The organism is Amycolatopsis palatopharyngis, from assembly GCF_003385185.1.
Classification (GTDB): domain Bacteria; phylum Actinomycetota; class Actinomycetes; order Mycobacteriales; family Pseudonocardiaceae; genus Amycolatopsis; species Amycolatopsis palatopharyngis.
Window position 1 is genome coordinate 1 of sequence record NZ_PQHZ01000038.1, and the last position, 25,016, is coordinate 25,016.

At 66.8% G+C, this 25,016-nt stretch carries 18 protein-coding genes and 1 pseudogene; 3 read left to right on the forward strand and 16 right to left on the reverse strand.

Annotated elements, in window-relative coordinates; translation table 11 throughout:
* On the forward strand, positions 1–765 hold a 765-nt coding region (locus D0C15_RS24385), incomplete at its 5' end, for an alpha/beta fold hydrolase (protein WP_116049774.1).
* A 75-nt stretch (positions 766–840) separates the two neighbouring features.
* Here D0C15_RS24385 and D0C15_RS24390 read toward each other — a convergent pair.
* The 4 genes from D0C15_RS24390 to D0C15_RS24405 form a co-directional block, all read right to left on the reverse strand.
* Positions 841–1,146: a hypothetical protein gene (locus D0C15_RS24390; protein ID WP_116049777.1), complete on the reverse strand. Its 306-nt coding sequence runs from the start codon at positions 1,144–1,146 to the stop codon at positions 841–843.
* A gap of 97 nt (positions 1,147–1,243) precedes the next feature.
* A complete protein-coding gene (locus D0C15_RS24395) occupies positions 1,244–3,556 on the reverse strand; it encodes an ATP-binding cassette domain-containing protein (protein ID WP_425455419.1) in 2,313 nt (770 codons plus the stop codon).
* Positions 3,557–3,704: 148 nt separating this feature from the next.
* Complete coding sequence (locus D0C15_RS24400; protein ID WP_162830240.1) at positions 3,705–5,717, reverse strand: glycosyltransferase family 39 protein; 2,013 nt, start codon at positions 5,715–5,717, stop codon at positions 3,705–3,707.
* Positions 5,718–5,774: 57 nt separating this feature from the next.
* Complete coding sequence (locus tag D0C15_RS24405; protein ID WP_116049859.1) at positions 5,775–6,575, reverse strand: TIGR03084 family metal-binding protein; 801 nt, start codon at positions 6,573–6,575, stop codon at positions 5,775–5,777.
* 291 nt (positions 6,576–6,866) lie between these two features.
* On the opposite strand from D0C15_RS24405, the gene D0C15_RS24410 reads away from it, so the two are divergent.
* Positions 6,867–9,191, forward strand: coding sequence for a sensor histidine kinase (locus D0C15_RS24410; RefSeq protein WP_245976187.1), 2,325 nt, complete (start codon positions 6,867–6,869; stop codon positions 9,189–9,191).
* Here the strand turns inward: D0C15_RS24410 and D0C15_RS24415 are convergent.
* Positions 9,188–9,831: pseudogene (locus tag D0C15_RS24415) on the reverse strand (response regulator transcription factor). The gene D0C15_RS24410 and the pseudogene D0C15_RS24415 sit on opposite strands and share 4 nt — an antisense overlap.
* Before the next feature lie 189 nt (positions 9,832–10,020).
* Complete coding sequence (locus tag D0C15_RS34280) at positions 10,021–10,197, reverse strand: hypothetical protein (RefSeq protein WP_162830241.1); 177 nt, start codon at positions 10,195–10,197, stop codon at positions 10,021–10,023.
* A 386-nt stretch (positions 10,198–10,583) separates the two neighbouring features.
* Here D0C15_RS34280 and D0C15_RS24420 point away from each other — a divergent pair, with 386 nt between their 5' ends.
* Positions 10,584–11,288, forward strand: coding sequence for a helix-turn-helix domain-containing protein (locus tag D0C15_RS24420; RefSeq protein WP_116049861.1), 705 nt, complete (start codon positions 10,584–10,586; stop codon positions 11,286–11,288).
* 16 nt (positions 11,289–11,304) lie between these two features.
* On the opposite strand, the gene D0C15_RS24425 is transcribed toward D0C15_RS24420, so the two are convergent.
* The 10 genes from D0C15_RS24425 to D0C15_RS24470 all read right to left on the reverse strand — a co-directional run bounded on the left by D0C15_RS24425 (position 11,305) and on the right by D0C15_RS24470 (position 24,998).
* Entirely contained in the window at positions 11,305–11,547 is a 243-nt protein-coding gene (locus tag D0C15_RS24425) for an acyl-CoA carboxylase subunit epsilon (protein ID WP_116049785.1), read from the reverse strand.
* A gap of 23 nt (positions 11,548–11,570) precedes the next feature.
* Positions 11,571–13,295, reverse strand: coding sequence for an acyl-CoA carboxylase subunit beta (locus D0C15_RS24430; protein WP_116049788.1), 1,725 nt, complete (start codon positions 13,293–13,295; stop codon positions 11,571–11,573).
* Positions 13,292–13,522 (reverse strand): DUF6222 family protein, encoded by a 231-nt coding sequence (locus tag D0C15_RS24435; RefSeq protein ID WP_162830242.1) that lies wholly within the window; start codon positions 13,520–13,522, stop codon positions 13,292–13,294. Before D0C15_RS24435 ends, D0C15_RS24430 begins: the two co-directional genes overlap by 4 nt.
* Positions 13,523–13,567: 45 nt before the next feature.
* Entirely contained in the window at positions 13,568–14,071 is a 504-nt protein-coding gene (locus tag D0C15_RS24440; protein WP_116049867.1) for a flavin reductase family protein, read from the reverse strand.
* 73 nt (positions 14,072–14,144) lie between these two features.
* Positions 14,145–14,627, reverse strand: a complete 483-nt coding sequence (locus tag D0C15_RS24445; RefSeq protein WP_116049793.1) for an acyl-CoA thioesterase — start codon at positions 14,625–14,627, stop codon at positions 14,145–14,147.
* Position 14,628: 1 nt separating this feature from the next.
* Positions 14,629–20,532: a type I polyketide synthase gene (locus D0C15_RS24450; protein ID WP_116049796.1), complete on the reverse strand. Its 5,904-nt coding sequence runs from the start codon at positions 20,530–20,532 to the stop codon at positions 14,629–14,631.
* Between the two features lie 209 nt (positions 20,533–20,741).
* Positions 20,742–21,689 (reverse strand): hypothetical protein, encoded by a 948-nt coding sequence (locus D0C15_RS24455; protein WP_116049798.1) that lies wholly within the window; start codon positions 21,687–21,689, stop codon positions 20,742–20,744.
* On the reverse strand, positions 21,686–22,774 hold the full coding sequence (locus tag D0C15_RS24460; RefSeq protein WP_116049801.1) for a carboxymuconolactone decarboxylase family protein: 1,089 nt from the start codon (positions 22,772–22,774) through the stop codon (positions 21,686–21,688). Before D0C15_RS24460 ends, D0C15_RS24455 begins: the two co-directional genes overlap by 4 nt.
* Complete coding sequence (locus D0C15_RS24465; protein ID WP_116049804.1) at positions 22,774–24,432, reverse strand: FAD-dependent oxidoreductase; 1,659 nt, start codon at positions 24,430–24,432, stop codon at positions 22,774–22,776. The genes D0C15_RS24460 and D0C15_RS24465 overlap by 1 nt, the downstream gene beginning before the upstream one ends.
* Positions 24,429–24,998, reverse strand: a complete 570-nt coding sequence (locus D0C15_RS24470; protein WP_116049806.1) for a DUF5987 family protein — start codon at positions 24,996–24,998, stop codon at positions 24,429–24,431. The genes D0C15_RS24465 and D0C15_RS24470 overlap by 4 nt, the downstream gene beginning before the upstream one ends.
* Positions 24,999–25,016 lie beyond the last annotated feature (18 nt).

The window sequence follows — 25,016 nt, forward strand, 5'->3', positions numbered from 1 at the left end:
CCCACCATCCCCGGATTCGGCTTCTCCGGCCCCACCCCCGACACCGGATGGACCATCCCCCGAGTCGCCCAAACCTGGACCACCCTCATGCACCGCCTCAACTACCACCACTACGCCGTCCAAGGCGGCGACCTCGGCGCACTGATCTCGCTCGAAGTCTGCGGGCAGGATGCCGGGGTCATCGGCGCACACGTGAACTTTCTGATCACCCGCCCGTCTGGAGCCGACGGTGAACTCGACAACCTCAGCGCACAGGATCGCTCCCGGCTCGCCAGGATCAGACAGTTCGACGAGGACCAGCCTGGCTACATGAAGCTTCAGTCGACCCGGCCGCGGACACTGTCCTACGGCCTCACCGACTCCCCCGTCGGCCAACTCGCCTGGATCATCGAAAAATTCAAGGAATGGACCGACTCCGACAAAGCCCCCGAAGACGCCATCAACCGCGACCAACTACTCACCAACGTCATGATCTACTGGCTCACCGCCACAGCAGGAACCTCAGCCGACTTCTATTTCGACAATGCCGACGTGATGCCGACCGCTCCGACACCGCCGAGTCCGCCACCGCCCCTTTCGGTGCCGCTCGGGGTCGCGGTGTTCCCCGGTGATGCCGCCCTGCCGATCCGCCGATTCGCCGAGCCCGGGTTTCCCAACATCGTGCAGTGGAGCGAGTTCGACCGCGGCGGCCACTTTCCCGCCATGGAGGTGCCGGACCTGTTGGTGGAAGACCTGCGGAGTTTCGCGCGCAAACTACCGCGCTGACAGGACGGCCCTGGGTGTGCGCCGACACCCAGGGCCGATCTCCGCCGGGATCCCGCAACCGCGGGATCCACTCACTCATTCCGGCAGGAAGCCGAAACTCCCGATCACAGTCGCGCCGCTCGCCTCCGGCTTGCCTGCCGCGCGCTCACCGAACTGCCGCTGAAACTCGGCGAACGCCCCGAGCTCGCCCAGTGGTGCGGCATCTTCCTCAGAGATCCCGATATGGACGAAGGTGACCCCGTCGGCCAATCGAAACGAGGCGTAGCGCAGTCCTTCCGGCTGCTTGTCGGACAGTTCGGTGAACACCTGCTCCACCAACCGCTGGTTCTCATCGGCGGTTTCCGGGCGCATCTCGTATCGGACGACGAATGTGTTGCTCATGGTGTGCCTCCAGGGCGGATAGACGACTGGACTGGCAGATTTCGTCTGCGAACACGGATCGCCAGTACGCCGCGATCCGCCGTCGTCAGACGCGCACTCAGGCCGACTGGTAACGCCGCAGGTACTCACCTGTCAGAGAGTCCTCCGCGGCGCACAACTTCTCCGGCGTTCCGGTGAAGACGATCTCGCCACCGTTCTTGCCGCCCCCGGGACCGAGATCGATGACCCAGTCCGCATGCTCGATGAGGGCGAGGTTGTGTTCGATGACCACGACGGTGTTGCCCCGATCGACCATTCCGTCAATCAGCTTCAGCAGCATGTCCAGATCGGAAAGGTGCAGACCGGTCGTGGGCTCGTCGAGGATGTAGATGTCGCCGGTACCGGAAAGGCGATCGGCGAGCTTGATTCGCTGCCTTTCCCCGCCGGAGAGGGTGCTCAGCGACTGCCCGAGGCCGAGATACCCGAGTCCCGTTTCTATCAGGGCCGCCAGCCTGGTGCGTACGCTCGCCTCGGTGAAGAATTCCGCGGCTTCGTCGGCGGTCATCGCGAGTACGTCCGCCACGGTCTTGCCACGCAGATGATGGGCGAGTACCGCCTCGTTGAAGCGACGGCCGTCACACCGCTCGCAGTGCGTCGTGATGGGGTCCATATAGGCGATCTCGGTGATGAGCACGCCACGTCCCTGACACTCCTCGCACGCACCCTTGGAGTTGAAGCTGAACAGCGCGGCGTCGACCCCGTTGGCCTTGGCGAACAGTTTCCGAACGGGGTCCAGCAATCCCAGATAGGTCGCGGGCGTGGACCGCGAGGATGTCGCTATCGGCGACTGGTCGACGAGGACTGCCTCGGGATGGCTTTCGCGGAACGCGCCGGTGATCAGCGAGCTCTTGCCGGCACCCGCGACGCCGGTGACCGCCGTCAGCACTCCCGTGGGAATCTCCACCGATACGTTCTTCAAGTTGTGCAGTGACACTTTCCGGATTGGAAGTTGTCCTGTCGGGACCCGGTATTCCCGCTTCAGTGAACTGGTGCGCCGCAGGGCGCGGCCGGTGACCGTGTCGTCGTCGCGGAGCAGCTCGAAAGAACCTTCGAAAACGATCTCACCGCCGTGCACACCGGCGCGCGGACCGACCTCCACCACGTGATCGGCGATCGCGATGACATCCGGATCGTGTTCCACGACCAGTACCGTGTTTCCGTTGTCGCGTAAAGCGCACAGCAACTCGTTGAGCCGCCCGACATCCCGAGGATGCAACCCGACGCTCGGTTCATCGAAGATGTAGGTCAGTCCGGTCAGGTCGCTGCCGAGATGGTTCACCAGCTTCAAGCGCTGTCCTTCACCACCGGACAGTGTCGAGGTGGTCCGGTCCAGACTGAGGTATCCGAGGCCGATCGCCTCGATCCGCTCCAGCGCGGTACGGATCGAACCCAGCACGGCCCGCAGTTCATCATCGTTGATCGTCGAGACGAACTCGATGAGGTCGCTGATCTGCAGTCCGCACCAGTCCGCCGCGTTCTTGCCGCCGATCTTGGTGCTCAACGCCTCCTGATTCAGCCGGTCACCGTCACATTCGGGACAGGTGCCCTCGGAGATGAATCGTTGTGCCGTCGCCCTGGTCTTCTCGCTGAGCGTGCCGACATCGCGTTTCAGGTGCCTGCGGGTGAAGTTGGCGACCAGACCCTCGTACTTCACCCGCTGTACGCGGCCGTTCTTGAAGGTCACCTCCGAGTGGCCTTCGCTGCCGTGCAGGAGGGTGTGCATCTCCCGCACGGTGTATTTGCTCAGCTTCTTCGCCGGATTGAGCCCCTCGTAGTTCGTGTAGAACTGCCAGCCGGGGCTGCCCACCGGGTAGCCCGGGACCAGGATCGCCCCTTCGTCAAGAGATTTTGTCTTGTCCAGCATGAGGTCGGGGTCGGCACGCAGCGCCCTGCCCAGTCCCTCGCACTCCTGGCACATTCCTTTCGGGTCGTTGAACGAGTACAGCGACGGCAGTGAGCCGGCCTTCTTGGCGAACATTCCCCGAATCATGGAGTAGATGTCGGTCACGGTCCCCACTGTGGACCGGGCGTTGCCGCCGAGCGGCCGCTGGTCCACCACGACCGGCGTCGTCAGGTTCTCCACGGTCTCCACGTGGGGTCGCTCGTATCTCGGCAGCTGGTTGCGGATGGAGGTGGGAAAGGTGGCGTTGAGCTGTCGCTGCGCCTCGACGGCGATCGTGTCGAAGACGATCGACGACTTGCCTGAGCCGGAGACTCCCACGAAGGCGGTGATGCGGTTCTTCGGAATACTCAACGACACATCGTGCAGGTTGTTCTCCTGAGCGCCCACCACCCGAATACTGTTCGCGCCGTCGCGCACCTGCGCGGACACCGCCTTGCCTGACTTCGTCTTCCGGGCCGCGACGTTCACCGGGACTTCCTCCTCAAGCCGGACAGCGCTGAGTTCCTGATGTGACAGGACGAGACGTCAGTATCGCGACCGGACTCGAGCGCGGATAGGTCCTTTCGCACATTCTCGACATGAGTTCCTCACGGTTCACCCACCGCGGCCCGCCGGCTCAGCCCGCGCCTCTCACGGCACCCTGGCAGTCCAGCAGAATCGGCTGCGGTGGCCCCTGCGGCGGCCCCTGCGGCGGCGAACTGCCCGGCTGCCTGGCCGCACCGGCGATGCCGCCCGCGACGGGTGTGCATTCCTGTAGCGCCCACCGGATGGCGTCGACCGAGGGACCATTGACGAAGTCGGCGAAACTGGCGCCCGGCGGCGGGGCGAGCACGAAACGAAGCTCACCCGCGCCGATGAACTCCCGCAACCGCTGTGGCGTCGGGGTGGGATCGGTACCGTCGAAACCACCCATCGCCATGACCGGCATGCCCCCGGAGGCAAGAATGAGCGGTGCCGCCTCCATCGCCGTCCAGGTGGCCACGATCCACCTCTCGTCTCCCCTGTTCCGCCGCAGGTATTCCACACGTGCCGGATCGGCCTGCTGCTGGGTCGCCGCCATGAACGCGGCCGACAGCGGCGGGGGCAGCACCGCGAGGTCGTAACGACCTTCCTGGTTGGCCAGTGGATTGAGGCCGAGCAGTTGCTGGTTCGTCGTCGCGACCGACCAGCTGGCCGGGGCCGCCAGTGCGGCAACGGCTGCCAGCACACCAACCCAGGTGACCGATGCCAATCGCCTGCCCGCGGCGAACACCGCGCCGGCCAATGCGCATCCGGCGGCCACTGCCACCACGGGAACCAGCCAGTCCGGTTTCCGCGCGGAGGTGTTCAGCAACACCCATACCGACCACCCCGCGACGACCAGCACCTGCGCCGAGAGCAACGCCGTGCCGAGCATCTCCGCGCGTCGCCACATGCTCCACGCGGTGACCAGGCCACCCGCGGACAGCACCGCCAGCGCGGGCACCAGCATCCCCGTGTAATACGGATGCAGGACACCACCCATGAAGCTGAACACCACCCAGCAGCACAGCGCCCAGCCGGACCAGAGCGCGAAAGCCGCGACCGCCGGATCGGTCCTTGGTCTGCCACGGAGCCCGATCGCCATCGTCACCGCGCCCAGCACGGCCAGCGGCAGCCACCAGGAGATCTGATCGGCGAGCACGCCGCCGAAGAGCCGCCCCGGTCCCGCGCTGCCGCTGTGGAAGACCTCGCCGGTGCGGAACGCGCCCAGCACCTGGTCTCCGACTCCCCCCTGCCCGCCCGAGGGCGGCGCCAGGTGGGATCCGACCACGTTCGTCAGCCGGTCGAGCACGGTGCCATCCGTGCTGGCGGCAGTCCACGGCCGCTGCTGCGCCGGAACCAGTGCGGCGAGCAACGGCCAGACGGCGGATGCGGCCAGCACGGACACAGCGGCTCCACCGAGCCACGCGAGTCGCCGCAGCACCGGGCCCGCACCGCTGACCAGGAACGCCAGTGCCAGAGCCGGTAGCACGACGTACGCCTGGAGGTACTTGGCGTCAAACGCCAGTCCGACCAGCGCCGCCGCACCCAGCAGAGGCAGCAGCTTGCCCCGCCGGATCGACCGGATCGTCATCCAGGCGGCGAGCAGCAGGGCGAGCAGCATCAGCGTGTCCGGGTGGTTGTCCCGGTCGACCGCGACGTTCATCGGGCTGACCGCCAGCCCCAGTCCGGCCAGCACCGCGACGGCCCTGCCCGCGGGCCGGTCCCCGGCGCCCTCCCGCACGGCGAGCGCGAGGACCAGCACCGATGCGACCCCGGCAAGGACGTTGGGCAGGAACAACGTCGCCCAGTTCAGGCCGAACATCTTGATGAGCAGCGCCGATGGCCACAACCAGACCGCGGGTTTGTCCATGGAGATGAAGTGGCCCGTGTCCAGACCACCGGTCAGGAAGGTGGTCCAGTCCTGCGACATGCTCAACGCGGTCGCCGCGTAGTAGGTGTTGCCGAGCCCGCTGTTCGCCGCCGCACCCCACAGCCGCAGCAACGCCGCCAGCACGAGGCAGGCTGCGATGCCCAGCCACCACGTCCGGGCTGACTTGCTCGCTTGGTGCGGTGGCGGGGTATCGACCGTCGGACGCGAACCGAAGCTGAGGGACTGTGTTGTCATACCGACCAGAATGAGCAGTCGTCCCGTCCGCGGCATCTTCCATCGTGCGAGCGAGGTTCATCGCGACTGCGCGAACTGTCCGGGCTCACGTCCGGGCCCCGCGGGCCCCCGGTAGGCCTGGGCGATGTCCAGCCACTCGTCCGCCGCGGCTCCCGTCGCCGTCAGCCGGAGGTCGTCACGATGCCGTCGGCGCGTAGCGAGCAGACAGAGGTCGACAGCGGGCCCGCTGATCCGGTTACCGGCTTCGGCGGGCCCGAACGTCAACATCGCTCCCGAGGGGGTCGTCACCTCGAAGCGAAACTCGTCGCCGGGCGGGGTGAGCCCGCGTGCCTGATAGCCGAACTCCCAGGTCCGCACGACGAACCCGGCCAGGTGCCTGATCCGGTCGGTATGCCTGCGCTCGACGCCGAGTGCGTCGGCGATGTCCTGACCGTGCCCGAACAGCTCCATCATCCCGGCACTGGCCAGCACGGCGGGTGGCAACGGGTTGACAAGCCAGGGCACCATCTGGTCCTCGGGAACCGCGGCGAGTGCCTTGATCCCGGCGTCTCGCTCGGCTCGCCACCGGGCGAGCAGGGTCTCCGGCGGATCGTCGACGTAATCCGCGAGCGCGGCGTTGACCGCGGCGTTGAACCCGTTGCTGATTCGCGAGGTCAGCTCGCCGAACCCCGCGGGATCCGATGCCGCCAAGCCCGCAAGCCGGAAGATGAAGGCAAGGTGACCGATCTGGTGGGAGATCGGCCAATCCGGTGCCGGAGTCGGCAGCTTCCATCCTGTCGGATCGAGATCGGCGACGAGCCGGTCGACCTCCTCGCCCTCGCTGATGAGATCGGCGATCACGTTGTGCAGACCAGTCATGACGGTTGTCCTCCCGTTGACGTCCTCGACGGCCATCCGAGTGTCTGCCGAGGCTCGCCTGGCTGTCTTCTTCTCGAGCGCGTGGTCCGCTGGCCCTGATCGATCAACTCGTGCATTCGTGCGACGTTCCGGTCGCGCACTGTCGATCGGTGATGCGGACGTTTACACTCCCCTCAGTTCTCGAGTGACGCTGGGGTTCGCACGGTTCGGTCTCCATCTGGGGCGAGGCCTGAACTGTGACAGTCTGGGGAGCGGCCTCGGCCCGGAGAGCTCTGACTGTGGGGAGCCATCGTGTCCGTGACCGCAGAACCGAGAGGGACAGCCGCGGTGGATCAGCGGCCGCGACGCGCGTGGTACCTGGCCGGCGCGATCGTCGCGGTCGTGTTCTTCAGCTACTGCGTGATCGGCTTGCTGCATGTGCTGGAGTCCGAGCCAACGTTCTGGCGGCTCATCCTGGGCCTGCTGGGCACCGGAAGCCTTCTGACGATCCAGCTGCTGTACTTCAGCCGGCCATCGAGCCGCCTCCAGTCGCCATTCAGCTACGCGATGCTGGGCGCTCAGGCTCTCCTCGGTTACCTGCCGTTGCTGCCGTTCGGCCAGGCGTGGATCAACATGCCCGGATTCCTCGCGGGCAGCGTGCTGCTGGTCCTGCCCCGCCCGCACGCGTGGAGCGTGTTCGCCGCCATCGTCGCGAGCATGGCAGGCGTTCAGGCGGCGTTGAACGGTGCGCCGCTCGACATCTGTTACACCGCCATCGGCGCTGCCCTGTCCGGTATTTCGGTGTTCCTCCTGACCGGGTTGGCCCGTTCGGTGGTGGAACTGCATACCGCGCGCACCGAGCTGGCCAAGGGTGCGGTGGCCGAGGAGCGACTGACGTTCGCCCGGAACCTGCACGATCTACTCGGACTGAGCCTGTCGTCGATCGCGTTCAAGGGCGAACTGACCAACCGGCTGGTGACGAAGGATCCCTGCCTGGCCAAGCTGGAGCTGGCGGAGATCACCGAGATCTCCCGCCGTGCGCTGGCCGATGTGCGGTCGGTGGCCCGCGGCTACCAGGAACGATCGCTGGAACAGGAATGCAGGGCGGCGCTGTCGGTGCTCACCGCGTCGGACGTCGACGTCCGGCTCGACGCCGATCCCGTGGATCTGCCGGTACGCGTCCGCACCGTGCTGGCCGCCGTCCTGCACGAAGGCGTGACGAACGTACTGCGGCACAGCGGAGTCCAGCGGTGCGACATCGTGCTGCGGCAGGCAGAAAAGATGGTCACGATCGACGTCGCCAACGACGGAGTCATGCCCGGACCTGGACCGGACGATATGGACGGCAGAGACACGACGGCCGAAATCGAGGACCTCTCCGCCCAGGTCACCGAACTGGGCGGCACTCTGCTCGCCAGGAAGGAAGCGGGCGGGGGATTCCGGCTGTCGGCCGACATCCCGTTAACGGCCGAACGACCGGATCGGCGCGGAAAGCGACATCACCGCGGTTCGTCCGAGCGGTCGACCGAACTCACCGGCGGGCTGGCCCACACGCTGCTCGTCACGGTGCTGTCCGGGTTCTGTCTCGCCGCTGTGATCCATTTGCTCTATCTGACCGAGACCATGTGGCACATCGCGCTGAGTATCGCCTGTCTCGGGGCGCTGCTGGCACTGCAGTTGTCCTATTTCAGCAGGCCCACCGCCGAACTACGGTCACGCCGGGGGTATGCGCTGCTGCTCGTGCAGGCCGGCCTCGTCTACCTGCCGCTGATCGAACTGGGCGGCAACTGGGTGAGCCTGCCTGGAATGCTCGCGGGTAGCGCGCTGCTGGTGCTACGTCCGGCGGCCGGATGGACGGTGTTCGCTCTGGTGGTGATCAGCGTCGCCGCGGTACGTGGCGGCTTCACCACGGCCCCGGAGGACATTCCGTTCAACGTACTCGCCACGGTGAACACGGGGCTCCTCGTGTTCGGCCTGAGCTGGTTGACCCGGGTCGCCAACGAACTGGACGCCAGCAGGCAGCGGCTGGCCGAGGTCGCCGTGGCCGAGGAACGCCTTCGATTCGCCAGGGATCTGCACGACCTCCTCGGTCTGAGCCTCTCGGCGATCGCACTGAAGACCGAACTCGCCGATCGGCTGCTGCTCGCGGACCCGCGGCGAGCGGCGGCCGAGGTCGCGGAGATTCTGGCGCTGTCGCGGCACGCACTGACGGACGTGCGTTCCGTAGCCGGTGGTTATCAGGAGCTGTCTCTGGATCAGGAGTCGCGGTCGGCGGAGACCGCCCTCATCGCCGCGGACGTGCAGGTGCGGGTGACGGTACAAACCCGCGACCTGCCTGTGCGTGTGGGCACCGTGCTCGCCGTCGTCCTGCGCGAGGGCGTCACCAACGTCCTGCGGCACAGCAAGGTCGAACAGTGCGAGATCGCGGTACGACACGAGGCGGGCACGGTTTCCCTGGAGATCGTCAACGACGGTGTGCACGATCCTTCCGGTGATCCCGGGTCGTCGACGCCCCGGTCCGGCGGTGGCAGCGGCATCCGCAATCTGTCCGAACGGGTGGCCGCATTGGGCGGGGAACTCAGCGCCGAACCGGAGCCGGACGGCCACTTCCGGCTGCGAGCGGTCGTGCCGGCCTAGCTCGGGACGACCGAACCGGATGCGCCGGTATCACCGTCAGAGCGCAGGCCGAGCCATCCCGACTCGGCGGCGATCCGGATCGCGTCCACCCGATTGCGGGCCCCGATCTTGCCGACGATCGCACTCAGGTAGTTGCGCACCGTACCGGCGGCCAACTGCAGTTCTGTGGCGATCTGCTCGGGATCGACCCCGGTTGACGCGAAGCGCAGAACTTCGATCTCCCTGCCGGTCAACGGACAGTACTCGGCACTGCTCGCCGCGATCACGAGGTCCGGATCCAGTACGCGACGGCCCGGACAGCGGTGGCCAGTCTGTGCGCGGGTGCGTCCTTCAGCAGGAATCCGTCGACCTGCGCCGCCATCGCCCTGCGCATCGAGTCCGGAGTGCCGAGGCTGGTGAGAATCAGCGTCCGGCACCGCGGCAGGAACTCGTGCAGGGTGGCGGCCGCGGAGACTCCGTCCAGATTCGGCAGGTCGAGATCGATCACCGCGACGTCGGGCTCGGCAGAACGAGCCGCGTCGAGTATCTCGTCACCACCGGCGACCTCCGCGACCACTTCGATGTCGGATTCGAGTCCGAGCAGGGCGACCAGCGCATCACGGACGACGTGCATGTCCTCGGCCACCAGGACCTTGATCATTCCGGCTGCCTTCCGCGCGCCCGAAGCTTCCCGCACTGTTTATCACTGTACGAGTTCAACCGGTTACGCGGTATGGAGACGGCATACGGCAAGCAGGCCGTCGACCGCGTACAAGACACGATCGACGGCCGGGTACCAGCGCGATGCCACCTGCCCGCTCAGTGCGGCAGGCCGCATCGCCGTTGATTGTCAGGCGGCTCCCGAGCGCGGCGCGACCGAACAGAAAGTCGTCGTCATCGGCGCCTGGGATGGCGTATTCTGGTCAAATCTGTCGATCATCAACTCAGCGCCAGATTCCGGCACCTCGAGACCGGGAGCGATCTGAGCGAAGAATGATTTGACGCTGTCGGACGAAGCCGTGATCATGAGCTCTCCCTGTAGCGGTAGTGAATGTTCGGACAGGCAGATAATCCGTCACATTCGTCCCCGCAACCAGTGTCCTCCACACAACCACAACATGTTTTTCGCATACTCCAGCCGGACCTGCCGGAAGGCTCCGGAAATCCCGGCCGACGCCACGCCCACGGCCGCACGTCACCCGGAAAGAGCATGCAGAACCCACACGTAAGCCATGATGATCGCGCACCACGGCACACAGGTACGCACGTGAGATGGTGAACGAAACACTTCAGCCATGAGCATTGCGGACATTACTCTGCTGAGCAGTGGAGAACTTTATCGACGGAGCATCGAGTGAAGGGTTTCCCATGGAGGAGATCGTCCGGAGAGCCGTTGAGCGAGCCATCGAAACAATGACGGAGAAGCTGGGGGAACAGCTGACCATCGACGACATGGCGCGTTCGGCTATGTTTAGTAAATTTCACTTCTCTCGCGTATTCAGGCAAGCAACAGGCGTTTCGCCGGGAAGATTCCTGTCAGCGATGCGGCTGGCCGAAGCAAAACGATTGTTATTGTCGACGAAATTCAGTGTCGCGGACATCAGTTACCGAGTCGGGTACAACAGCGTCGGCACATTCAGCACCCGATTCAGTGACAGAGTGGGTGTCTCACCGATCGCCTACCGCCAGTTTCGCGGACTGGTACCCACAGGCAGCGGCGGTGCTTCCGGCGCCGGAGCACCGTCCACCATCCTGCGAGGTCACGTTCACCCTTCGCCGACCGACCAGCCCGGGCCCGTGTTCGTCGGGCTCTTTCCCAGCCGGCTCCCCGAGGGCAAGCCGGTGCGGTACACGGTGCTGGACACTCCGGGACCATACGTGCTGAGCGCCGTGCCCGAGGGCAGATGGCACCTGATCGCGCTGTGCTCCACTCCCACCGGTACCGGGACGGACTGGGACGATCCGGGCTTCATCGGTCACGAGGGGCCATTGAGTTTTCCGGCCGGAACCACCACCAGGCTGGTCGACCTGCGGCTGCGCGTCCTGCGACCCTTCGACCCCCCGGTTCTGATCGCTGTGCGCAACCGCGCACCCGCGATGGCAGCCGTGGCTGTCTGACGCCAGCCGGCGCGATCTACCGCGGCAGGCCGGAGGCCCGCCAGGCAGCCGGGCCCGCGCTCGGCGATCTGCGAGTCTCCGGCACACCCGCCGGGTCGCACCACAGCGAAGTCACCTCGGCACCCTGCCGGCCTGCCGCACGTGCGGGCGTGTCCGCGGCGGTCAGCGTCGCGAGCACCGCCACGAGCGCGGCCAGCTCGACATCGTCCGGGCGACCTCGCTCGACCCGGAACACGGGTTCGTACGTCTCTTGTTCCACGGTATGCCCCCTCACCGCGAGGTTCAGATGGGCTGGTTCCCATGCTTACGCCGTGGCGGCTCCGTCCTTTTGCCCCGCAACATGGCCAGGCCTCGGGCGAGTGCGGATCGGGTGTCCACAGGATCGATGACATCGTCGACGAGACCACGCTCGGCGGCGTACTGCGCGTGCATGAACTCTTCGGTGTACTGCGCGACCAGACTGCCTCGCAGACGCACGGGATCAGCTGTCGCGGCGAGGTCCTTGCGGTACAGGACGTTCACAGCTCCCTCCGCACCCATCACCGCGATCTCGTTGGTGGGCCAGGCCAGCGAGAGGTCGGATCCGATGGACCGGGAGTCCATGACGATATAAGCGCCGCCGTAGGCCTTGCGCACGATGACCTGAATACGCGGCACGGTCGCTTCGCAGTAGGCATGCAGGAGCTGTGCGCCCTGCCGGATGATCCCGGTTCGTTCCTGCTCGACACCGGGCAGGAATCCCGGCACATCAACCAGTGTCACCAGCGGAATACCGAAGGCATCGCAGAATCGCACGAATCGGGCTGCCTTCTGCGAGGCGGGGCCGTCCAGTACGCCGGCCAGTACCAGTGGCTGATTTCCGACAACCCCTACCACGTTCCCGTCGATACGGGCGAGCGCGCAGATCACGTTGCCCGCCCATCCTTCGTGCAACTCGAAGAAATCGCCATCGTCAACGATCTCCGCGAGGACCTCCCGCATGTCGTACGGCTTGTTCGCCTCCGCGGGCACGATGTCGGCGAGCCGGTGCCTGCGGTCATCACGCGCGTCCACTCCCGCGGTGCGTGGCGGGAGATCGAGGTAGTTGGCCGGTAGCAGGGACACGAGGTAGCGCACCTCGGCCAGGCAACTCTCCTCGTCATCTTGCACCGAAGTGGCCAGTCCCGAATGCGAGCCGTGCACTTCGGCTCCACCGAGCTCGTCGTGACTGACCCGATGCCCGCTCACCGCCTCCACCACGTCCGGGCCGGTCAGGTACATCTTGGCGGTGTCGCGGACCATGAACGTGAAGTCGGCCAGCGCCGGGGAGTACGCGGCTCCCCCGGCACATGGGCCCAGCACCACACTGATCTGCGGAATCACGCCGGAGGCCGCGACCTGTCTACGAAAGATGCCGCCGTAGCCGTGCAGTGCCAGCACGCCTTCCTGGATTCGTGCGCCCCCGCTGTCGTTGAGCCCGATCAACGGCGACCCGGTCGTGACCGCCAGGTCCATCACCTTGTGGATCTTCGCAGCGTGCGCCTCGCCAAGGGAACCACCGAAGATGGTGAAGTCCTGGGCGTACACGAACACCCTGCGGCCGTCGATCGTGCCTGACCCGGTAATGACGCCGTCGGTGTGCGGCCGGTTGTCGGCGAGCCCGGGTCCACTCGACCTGTGCCTGCGGTACAGCTCGACCTCAGTGAAAGAGCCCTCGTCGAGCAGTAGCTCCAGGCGTTCCCGCGCGGTGCGCTTGCGCAGCTTGTGCTGCCGCCGCACCCCCTCGTCCTGACCGCCGACTATCTTGTCGTGCAGCCGCTCCCGGTCCTCCCGCGACTGTCGCATCGTCGGGGTGGCAGGGATGGGCGCGGGCGGCACCGGTTCGCCACCGCGCGCGAGCGCGATCACCTGACCGTCTCCGGAACCTCTCGCCCTTGGCCGCGTGGCGCGACGGCGATCCCCATGAGGTGTGGCCGGCAGGTCCGGCTCGTCCGTGTCCCGTACCCCGGGCTCTCCGGGAGCCGTCATGCCGCCCTGCCGTTTTCGGTGGCCGGCCTCGTCTCGTCATCGGCCCTGATCTCGGCGAGAACGTCACTCCAGCGGATGCCGGCACCCAACCTGGGCAGCGTCGAGACAGGCGGGTCGAGATCGGCCTGCCAGTTCGCCGCGGGCGTCGGGTTTCCACCCGTTCTCGTCGCGTCACATGGGCTCGCCGGCCTCACCTCATCAGGAGCAGGCTCGTGCTGAATTGTCATGTTCAGGCCCTTTCCGCTCGTACTGGTGCGCTTCCTCGGCCTCGCTCACGCCGTCGCACGGGTGAACTTGTCGAACTCGTAGTAGCCACCATCGAAGAACACCAGTGCTTCCTGTGTGGACGCCCGGCTCGATGCGAGCACCACACCGAGGAAAATCGAGTGATCGCCGGCCTCATAGGCCTCGGACAGCTCGCACTCGAGCCAGGCGAGTGAACCCTCCAGCAGCGGAGCGCCGGTGCGTGGAGCAGGTGTCCAGGCCACCGACTCGAACTGCGCCATCCCGCTGGGCCGTCGCCAGTCGGCGAAGTACCCGGCCAGTTCCCGTTGATCGGCCGCGAGAATCGAGACCGCGAACGACTGGGCCGTGACGATCGCCGCGTGCATCCGCGCCGTCCGCGAGACGCAGCACAGCACCATCGGCGGATCCAGGGACACCGAACTGAACGCGTTCGCGGTCATGCCGTGTCCGTGTTCCCCACCAGCGGTGAGCACGGTGATGCCGGTGGCGAATCGCGCCATCACCTCGCGCAGGCCCGCCTGCTGGGACATGCCCGCGTTTCGCCGCGTCAACTGTGGAAGTCCGCGGACGGGGCTATCGGGGGAATCACCGATGCCGGCCACGTCATTCCCCCCTGGCCGGAGCCGGCACCGAGCCGCCGTTCGCACGAGCTGGCTGTGTACGTTCGGTATAGGGAGCCAGTGCCGCCCGCAGTTGCTCAGGTACCCGCGCGGGCACCGTTTCCGTGTTCGGCCCACGCATACAGGCGATTCGTTGCCTGCCCCTGGCGACCAGCCGTTCGCCAGCCTCGGTGAGGTGCACGTAGTCGAACGTGAACTGGACCTGGGTCTGGGTGAGCTCCTCGAGTCGCATCCTGATGGACACCTCGTCGAAGGCGGTGATCTCGGCGAAGAACTCGCACTCCACCTTCAGTGTGAAGAGTTTCAGGTCCGCACGTAACTGCGTCAGTACGGCTGGCGCCTCCTCCTTGAGAAACATCTCCCGGCAGCGCCCCTGCCAGCGCAGGTAGTTCACGTAGTAGACATTGCCGACCAAGTTGGTCTCCTCGAACCCGACCGTGTGGCGGATCTCGAAGTAGTCCGACATGTCAACCCTCCTTCGGACTCGCGAGCCGGCTCGAATACCGCGGTCGCTGTTCGGTGTCCTGCTCGTGGAGTACGGCGAAGACCACGGGCTCGGGGCGACCGGTGATCGTCGTCACCCAGGTGGCGATTCGCGCTCGGCCGCTCGACAACACCGTCCAGCCATCGGCATCCACTCGTTCGACGGTCAGTACCTGCGTGAGTCCACCGGCCTTGCGCACACACTCGAGCGCGGTCCAGACCCGCGTGTAGGCCACCGTCGGGGATTCACCGGCCTCAACGGTGAGCAGGTCACCCACCGCGAGAAGGTCCTTGCCGAGCAACCCGGACCAGTCCTCCTGGGTGCGGTGCGCTGCCGTCTCCACGTCACAGGTCAGTGTTCCCGCGCCAACCACCGCGAACGTCAGCTGTGCGCCGTGTGCCGCGGATACCGCCGCGCCGTCGATCTCCGGCTTGCCGTCAGGGCGGTGCCACAACGGTCGTTCCGGCTCCACCACACGACCGATGGCGAGCCGGGTCTGCGCCCTGCGCTGCGCGACGGTGGAAACCCGCACGTTCACCGGGTCCGGTTCGACCACGACAGCCCGGGTCCCGCCGAGGACCTGTTCACACGAACGCTCCAGATACGACCCGAGCATCGCCGGGACCCAGGGACCCGCACCGCCACGTTTACGGACCGCACGCAGGCGTAGTCCCTCCCAACGCTCGACCAGTGCGCCCGCGGGGTCACGCACATCCAGGTCGTAGACATAGGAGTCGCCGTCCTGAGACCGCTCGCGGGCGTCGAGCACCACGTAGTCGACGGAGCCCGGATCGACCTCGTCCGGTCTCGCGAGATAGAGCCGGTCCACCGACTGCGGCAGCAACGTCGCGTCGGGTACGCAACATTGGATCGCGTGCATCATCGCGTCGCGAGTACCTGGATCGGCGAGCGATCGGTCCTGTGGCAAGAACGGCGCGAACCAAGGTGCCGATCCCTCGGTGGCGATCTCCGCCGTTGCGTGCCGGGCAGTGGCCCGCCGATAGCCGATCACCCGCTGAAAACGCTTGCCCTGGAACAGAACGCCACCGTACAGCTCGGTGACTGGGTCCACCGGCACCAGCGGAAGCTCGGGTGCACCACCGGGACTGTCACCGGAGAGGTCTGGGCGCGGGAACCGCAGCCGCGCCCGGAAATGGTCGGCACTGAATCCAGTCTCCGCGCTACGGAGAACGACATCCACCGTCCGCGCATCGTGGACGAGCGCTGCCAGCCGGATCGTGGTCGAACCTCCCGGTGACACGATGACCGGTCGCAGGAACTCGACATTCTCGAGCACCGGGGTTTCCTGATGACCGGAAACGGCCGACGAGACCTGAGTCATCGCCTCCATCCCCAGCACAGCGGGGAACAGCAGATCCCCGTCGAGCAGGTGGTCGGACAGGTACGGGTCACTGCCAGCGGACAGGTCCGCCTCCGTGACGAGTTCGATCCCCGGGTAGTGCACGACCGCCCTGTCCACGAACCGGGTCAGCGGGAGCTCCCGGGGCGCGAGCGCCAGAGTCGGCAGGCCCGCCGTCCGCCCGCAGACGACCAGGGTCGTGGGCGCGTCGGGGTCGCCGAGTACGTGACGCAGCGTCGAAATTCCACTCTCCATCGGAATCGGGGTGATCCCGTCCCGCATCAGGGCACTGACCACGCCAAGCTTCTCGCCCATACCGGTGCCCGACCACACCGACCATTCCAGTGCGACCACCCGCGTTTCCGGATGCTGTTGCCCGAACCTCACCGTCAGCTCGGTCATCCAGTCGTTGGCGGTGGCGTAATGGGCCTCACCGCGCAGTCCCGCGCGGCCGATGATGCTGCCGAACGTCACCAGGAGTTTGAGGCGATCCTGATCGACGGCGTCGAGCACCGCCCGGAGACCGCCGACTTTCGGCTCGACCGTCTTCCGGAACGCCTCCTCGGTCAGGTTGGCCAGGGCGGCGGGCTCGTTGCGCCCCGCACCGTGCAGCACGGCGGTGACCGTTCCGAGTTCGGCCTGCACGTGTTCGATCGCGGTACGCACCTGGGCAGCTGAGGTGACATCGGCACGTTCGTACCGATATCGAACGCCCTGCGACTCCATTCTGGACAGATTCGCCGCCAGCTCGGCGTCCTCGCCCGGATCGCTCCTGCCCAGCAACGCCAGCTTCGCACCGGAGTCCTTCGCCAGCGCGAGGGCGCTCTCCGCCGTGATTCCCTTTCCGCCGCCGGTCACCAGGAGCACGTCGGCCGCATCCAGCGGAACCGGCTCCGGCGTGGCTGCGGCGGGAGGTAGCGCTGTGAGCACCGGAACCTTGCGGGTTCCTTCGGCGTCGTAACGCACCTCGGCGAAGTCCTCCGTAGCCGCGACCTCGGCTACGACTGTGGCGACCGCGTCGGCGACGCCCGGCTCGGCGGGGGTCACGTCGGCGAGGTCGACGATGGTGGTCCGGACGGAGGGGTTCTCCAGCCGCAGGGTCTTGGCGAGCCCGCTGGCGCCGAACCCGTGCTGCACCACGGCGAACCGCGTACCGTCGGGGGCGCTCACAGCGGCGCGTCCCGCCTCGAGGAACAGTCCGATGTGGCTTTCGTCGCAGTCCGGCGGAAGACAGAGCAGTACACCGTCACCGATCCCGGCCGCGGCGAGCCCGGCCCGCAGCGGTTCGGCCAACGGATGCCCCTGCGGCGCGAAAACCGACCATTCGCTCGTCCCGCCTCCCGTCGTCGGGGCAGCGGATACGGACTCCGCGGGAGGCGCCTCGACGTACTCCACAGCGAACGGCCGAACCCACGGAGCGACTCCCGGGATCTCACCTGACGACGCCGAGTCCCCCGGCGCGGCTGTCTCCGCCAGCTCGTCGATCAGTTCGGCCAGCTCACCGAGGCGCACCGTGGCGAAGTTGGGCATGGCCTCCAGTGCCGGACGCCCGAGTGCTCTCGTGACGTCGTTGATGATCTGCCCGACGGTGATCGAACTCAGATGCAGATCATCGAGCGGGTGAGTATCCGCCGAGACGGTCTCCAACGGGAGCTCCACTCGTTCGGCGGCCAGTGTGCGAAGCAGTTGCAGCGTGTCGCTCGGGACACTTTCGGTGCCGGACGTCGCCCGGTCCATTTCGGAGACTGACGGGCCTTCTTGTGCACCACCTTCACCGTAGGACAGTCCAGCGCCGATCGCAGGTGCCGACTCACACGGACTGGCGAGGAAGGTCATCTTCCCATCGAGCGGCAGTGCCCTGACGACACGTTCCGCGAACAGTGCGGAGATGTCGACGGGCGAGCCCAGCGCGAACGCCGCACCCACTACCCGCAGCAGCGGGACCAGCGAGGGGCTGTCGGTGTCGACGGACAGCACCGGCCTTCCCGGTGCGCTCGCCTGGAACAGCCCCGCCAGGACCCGTCCTGGGCCGGCCTCGATCACGAGGTCGCTGCGTTCCGCGACCGCGACGGCCGCTTCCCTGAAGCGCACTGGAAGCACGACCTGGTCGCGAAGTAGTTGGGGCAGGTTCTCTCCGGCATGCAGCACATCACCGGTCACTGTGGACACGACCGGCCGATCCAGCCTGGCGAAGTCGAACTCGGAGAGGCGCTCGGTCATCGCCTCAGCTGCCGCCTCGACCGCGGGAGAGTGAAACGCGTGCGAGACGTTGATTCTCGTGGCCCCTACACCATCGGCGCGCGCACGGGCGCACACTCGCTCCACAGCCGAGGCGGGACCGGAGATCACCGTCTGCCCTGGGCCGTTGTAGCCGGCGATGACCACGTCCTCGCCGTCGGCCAGGTCTACTGTGCGGCTCGGCTCCGCCGAGATCCCGGCCATCGCGCCGTCACCGTCACTGGCGGTCGCCATCACCGCGCCGCGGACCGCCGCCAGGCGCAGCACCTGCTGCTCGTCCATGCCACCGGCCCAGTGCAGTGCGGTCAGCTCGCCAAGGCTGTGTCCGGCCGCGGAGTCCGCCTCGATTCCCAGGTGGCGCAACACACGCAGCGCCGCGAGTGACCCTGTGACGATTCGCGGCTGCGCCACCTCGGTCGCCACTTGGTCACCGCCGACAGGGAGGTTCGCGGTCCGGAAGATCTCCTCGGCAACCGAGAAGCGGCGCCGGAGCGCGCCCACCGCACCGGTACCCGATCCCTGCCCCGGGAACAGAAAGCCGATCTTGGCTGGCACGGAACGGGCACTCGCGAACACGCCGTCCGCCGGGGCGAACACCTCGAGCCGTTCGTCGTCGAGCGACTCGAGCAGCCGAGCGAGTTTGCGCTCCGCGTCCGCAGGGTGCACGGCGACGACCGCGGCCCTGACCGCTCTGCCGGCCAGCTCACGGGACAGCGTTCCCGCCAGATCTGCCAGCTCCGCGTACGACAGCTTGGGGACCAGCGTGAGCAGCTCGGCGATCCGCTCCCGCAGCTGAGTCACGTCGTCCGCGTCGAACAGCAGAAGCTCGGCGTCCTGACGGCCTGCCACCAGCGAACGGGTCCGGTCGTCGAGTTCCTGCCTGCGCGGCGCACCGGGCGCGGCGGACAGCGCGATATGCGAGTTGATTCCGCCGAAGCCCATCGCCGATACGCCGGCTCGGATCGGCCTGTCTTCGGGCCACTGCTGCGCATCGCGCGGCACGTAAAGTCTCGCCTCATCCCCGGTCAGCGAAGGGTGCGCTTCTCGCTGGCCCGTCCCGGGTGGGATCACCTGGTGATACACGGCGAGAGCCGCTTTGATCAGACCGGCGACTCCGGCCGCCGCCTTGGTGTGCCCGATGTTTCCCTTGATCGTGCCCAGCGCCGCTGGAGCGGCAAGTGGATCCGCCGCACGGCGAGCGGTGGACAGTGCCTCGATCTCCGTGGCGTCGCCCAGCGCGGTACCCGTGCCATGTCCCTCGAAGTAGGACACCGTCTCGACGCCGTAACCCGCGCGCCCGTACGCCCGGCGCAAAGCGAGCCGATGCCCGCCTGCCTCTGGGCGGGTGATGCCTCCCTTACCATCGGAGGAAACGCCCCAGCCACTGATCGAGGCGTATACGCGTGCGCCGCGAGCCAGCGCGTCCCGCTCGCGCATCAACACGAGCATGCCCGAGCCCTCACCTGGCCAGAATCCGTTCGAGTCCGCGTCGTAGACCTTCATCTCGTCGGTGGCCAGCGCACCGGTCTTGGCGAATCCGATCACTTCGAAGGGGTCGATCGAGAGGTCGACACCACCGGCGATGGCCACGTCGAGGTCACCCTGCACAAGGGAGTTGGCCGCGGTGACGACCGACAGCAAGGAGGACGAGCAGGCGCCATCGACGATGAATCCGCCGCCAGCCAGATCAAAATGGTTGCAGATCCGGCCCGCGATCGTGTTGGCGAGCCCGCCTGCCAGGGTGTCCTCATCGATCTCGGGAAACGGGGCCTTGTACTGCACCTCGAGATCGCGGAGGAACTTCCCGGTCTCCTCGGCTCCCCAGTCCCGTTCCGCGAGTGCTGCGGCGACGGTTCGCCGGACATACGGCCAGCGCAGGCGCATGAGGTTCGCCCTGGAGAACTCACCGGTGAGGCTGTTGCCCACGACGACACCGGTGGTGGAGTGGGGTAATCCTGCTCCTTCGGGGAAGCCGGCATCGGCCAGTGCCTGCGCGGCGACGTCGAGTGCCAGCCAGTGAGTCAGATCCGTGGAGCGAAAAGTGCTGCCCGCGACCTTGTACTTGATGCGATCGAACTCGAAATCGCGGAGCACCGCTGCCTTCTCCGCATAGAACCGATCCGGGGCTCCGGGATCCGCTGACCAGTAGTCGTCACGGTTCATCCGTTCGTCCGGCAGCCTGCGGAAGGCGCGCCGACCAGCCAGGACATTTTCCCACAACTCAACCGGGGAACCGGCGTCCGGGTACGTCAGGCCGATACCGACAATGGAAATCCGATCAACACTCATGCCGCCGCCATCCAATAGCTCTTCGCAGTGCCGTGACCTTTTCATCTGCGCCATCCGTACGCGCAGCGGGAGTCATAGCCGGGCAACCAGCCATTCCTGCTTCTGTTTTCCAGGTTCGGGTGACCCCGACGATAATCTCGTTTTCCTGCCACGTCTTCTCTGATCGCACTCGGTTCTACGAAGACGACAGTCGTGCGGATCTCGTTCCGCTAGGAGTTGTAGGGCATGGTCGGCCACCACAGCTCAGCCAGCCTGCTGCCCATCTTCAAGGTCCAGTAGACGAGGAAGAAGGTCCCCACGAGGATGAACGCCCCTGCGGCAAATCGGTCGGACCGTCCCGGCCTGCTCGTCAGCCAGCGTTGGAATCCGCCCCGGGTCACCACGGTGAGCACGACGAAAATGATCGCTACGCCGACGATGTTTCCCGCAGACTGCAGGGCGAATGTCACAAATCCGAGTAACGGGTTCTCCGTGGAGACCGCGTACTCGAACATCGTACGAAAGGGCCCGAACGGCCGACCGACGAGGAATGCGCCGATCAGACCTCCGAGAAAGAGCATTTCCGTCCAGGGATACCGGTGGAACACACCGCCGAGGGGATTCCGGACGACCCGCACATACGAAAGACCACGCCACAGCATCACGGCACCTATCACGCCGAACACGATTCCGGCCTGAACCAACCTGACCCGCACCCCTGTTTCCGGGTCCCCGATTCGCGCATCGGACAGCTGCGGTACTCCCGGACCGAGCAGTACCGCGGTCGCGCCATAAAGTCCCGCCACGACGACCGCGCCGGCCAGCAGCAGCGCGATCGGCCGCAACAGGATACTCAACTGAGTTCGTACCGACCGGGGCTGAGCGGTCATCGGGGCCAGCGCGCAGAACACGGCGACATTACAGGCGGTGAACATGCCGGCTACGCCCGTCACGAACGCGAATGCCACGGCCATTCCCGAGCCGGTGATCGCCACATCACTGATGTCTCCACCGAACACCGGATCCGCGATGCCACCGGCGATCACCTTGTCGACGAAACGGGGTGACCACAGCACCGCCATGACGATCCCGGCGAAGCCACTGATCAGGATCAACCGCCACGGTTTCGCGGCGCGATCGCCCCCGAGTCGGAGGTTCGGTTCCAAGACTTCTGTCATCGCGGGTCTCCCACTCCTCGTTCACGGTCGCTGACCGACGAGCTGACGGGATGGCTTACACATAGCCGAGTTCCGAGGACCTTGGCCGCGGCGAGGCTCGCCCAACTGGCGGCCTCCACCAACTCCCGGTCCCCCGGGTGGCCCCCGGCGAACTCCTCGACGACCAGGGCATCGACCTGGGACGAGGCCATCGCGGTCAGCAGGCAGAGCCGGCCCACCGGGCGTTCCTGCTCCGGCAGCTCGGCCAGAATCGCCTCGACCCACGACCGGCTCATACCGCGTGGTTGCCCGTCCCACGCCTCCAGTTCGCGCTGTACCACCGTGCGGACACGGGGTGGAACCACGCGTCCGCCTGCAGCGTCGACAGCCGCGTCCGCGCGCGCGAACGCGGCTGCCATCACCTGGTTGCCCACCGTCCACGACGGACTCGGGTACGAAGCCGTTTCAGGCAGCAGGCTCAGTGAAGCTCCAGGTGGGGCGTCGTTCGGTCGCAGCAGTCGGCCGAGCAAGGCACGCGCCGTGCCACGGACCGAGGCGGGCACCCCGGCGGGTATCGGCGAGCGGCCGAGAAAGACGTTCGACATACGACTGAGGTAGTGGAAGGTCACCGCGACCCCGACGAGCTCGGGCACAGCCTCAATGGACATTTCAGCCGGCAGCTCCGCCCCCTCTGCCCATGCCGCCACCGCACGGGTCCCCGGATCGGTGACCAGGTCGACGCGCCCCAGACCGATCGCCGCCGCTTCGTCGCGCAGACCGAACGCACCGAGCGCCATGCCGTGCACCTCGACACAGTAGGGACACTCGTTGGCCTTGGCGACGACCGTGGCCACGGTTTCCTTCGCCCTCCGGCTCACCACCCCGGAGGCGACGAGGGATTCGCGCAGCATGATCCAGCCGGCCGCCAGCACGTCGGGAGCGGGCGAGTGCAGACCGATCGGTGGCGCGAGCATGCCGAAGTCACGCTCGACCTGCGCATAGACGGCGGCGACCAGGCCCGTGGCACCCGCGGGCCGCACCGGGCTGACGTAGCGGACCTCGTTCAGCGCCCTGCGCAGTGCGAGCCGGACCGGGATGCCGGTCATCACTGGCCTCCTGCTCGAAGGACCGGCAGGGCCGCGACCCCGCGCCTGCCCGCGGTGGAACCGTCCGGCGAGGGTGCGCCGTACGTCACGTCGACACCTCGCTGCCTCGCGGCCCGCACGATTCCCGGGACCGCGCGTTCCGCGAGCGCGGCGATGGTCATCGCGGGATTCACCGTCAACGCGCCGGGCACGGCGGACCCATCGGTGACGAAGATCCCTGGATGCCCCCGAAGTTCGTGCGTGGGATGCAGTGCCGAGGTGGTCTCGTCATCGCCGATCCGGCAGGAGGCCAGCGGATGCACCGTGTACGCCCCCACCACGTCGTTGGTCCACGGCGCGACGGTGGCCAGCCCGTCGCGTTCCAGAATCTCCTTGCACTCGGCATCGGCGAGCGCCCAGCCGTGACGCGTGTTCGGAGTCGGGTCGTAGCTCAGCGAACCGCGACCGAGCATCTGCTGGGAGATCCGCTGTGCGTTGCCCGTCGGTGGCGGGCTGCCGAAAACGCCCTCGTTGTCGTCCTCGGTCATCAGGAAGATCGTCAGCCAGGACTTCCAGCGCTTGAGCATCTCCTTCTTGTCCACTCCGAACCACGTGGGGTCGCTCGCCCCTGGGACCTGCGCGAGGATCGTGCCGAGTCCCGGCGGAAAGTAGAGCTGTTCCAGTGAGTACCGTTCGTATTCCGGCAATGCGCCGTCCAGCCGATCCCAGCAAGCCACCGTCGGTCCCTTGCCGATCTGGTTGGCCTCGTAAACCACGTCGTCCGAGCGGAGCAGGCCGAGCACGTCACGCACCCGATCCTCGTTGATCACGACCGTGTTCAATCGCTCGCCGTTTCCGGAGAAGTACCGCCCGACCGCATGCGGCATCGCGCCGAGTGTCGGCTCCGAACGCTGAAGGATGACCGGTGTGGCGCCCGCACCGGCGGCGAGTACCACGATCTTGGCCTCGATGACTCCGCTTTCGCCGAGTACCCGGTAGTCCTCGTCATCGACGACGTTGTAGTGCACGCGGTATCCGCCATCGGCGGTACGGGCAAGCTGCTGCACCTCGTGCAATGGCCGGATCTCGGCACCGTGTGCCAGCGCGGCGGGCAGGTAGTTCGTGAGCAGGGACCGTTTCGCGTCGAACCGGCAGCCCGCCATCATCCAGTTGCAGTTGGTGCAGCGGTCGTTGTCCACCGCGACCGGAGCCGGATTGGCCGTACGACCCGAATGGTGACAGGCCGCCGCCCACAGCCCGCCCGCGTACGAGACTTCATTCCAGTCCTGAGTGGATACCGGCAGCGCCTCGGAAACCCGATCGTACCAAGGCTCCAGCGAATCACGGCTGATCTCCGCGGGCCACATTCGCCTACCGAAGCTGCCGTGCCTTTCGAAGACGAACCTGGGCGCACGGGGCATGGCCGCGAAATAGACCACACTGCCACCGCCGACACAGTTGCCGCCGAGCACGCTCATCCCGTCGCCGATGACGAAGTCGAACGCGCGGGTGTATGACGAGCCGAGCAGGAAGTCATGCTCGAAATCGTCGTTGTCCAACCATGGCCCCCGCTCGAGCACGGTGACCTTCGCGCCACCGGCCGCGAGGTGGTAGGCGGTTATCGCGCCGCCGAAACCGCTGCCGACGATGAGGACGTCGGTACTCTCTACCTTCGTCATGCTGGACTCCCTGAGGGGGTTGTGTCCGGGTGGACCTTCGCCAGTACCCGGCGGTACGAGTACTGCGGGAACCGCCACAGCCCGTCGCTGTCGGGTGCCGACCAACCCATCGCCAGCAGTCCGGGATGCCCCGAGGCGATGGCCTCCGCGGTGTGCAGATGCGCCGCGCTGTCGAAGGACATGTTGCAGAACAGTGCGAGCCCCACCCAGCCTTCCTTCTCCGGATGCCCGGGCGCGGTGAGACGCAGCACCAGCGCGGTCCGGTGTTCGAAGCTCAGCGCGACGAACGGCGGCACTGTCTCGTCAAGGCTGAACCCGAACTCGGCCGCGTAGACCCTCGCGTGCTCGTTGAGCGCCTGGGCGAGGAAAGGCAGTCCAGCGGTGACGCCGGTCGCCGGGGTATCGAGCAGCGCGAGCGCACCGGCGGCGACCGCACCGGGTCCTGGCGAAGCACCCGCGACCGCGCGGTCCTCGGGCGTACGCTTCTCCCCCGGAACGATCGTGTCGGCGAACGCCTCCAAGGTGCTGATCCGGTCTTGTACCTCGTCAGTGGTGTCAGGTCGCACCGGCCTGCCTCCTGTCAG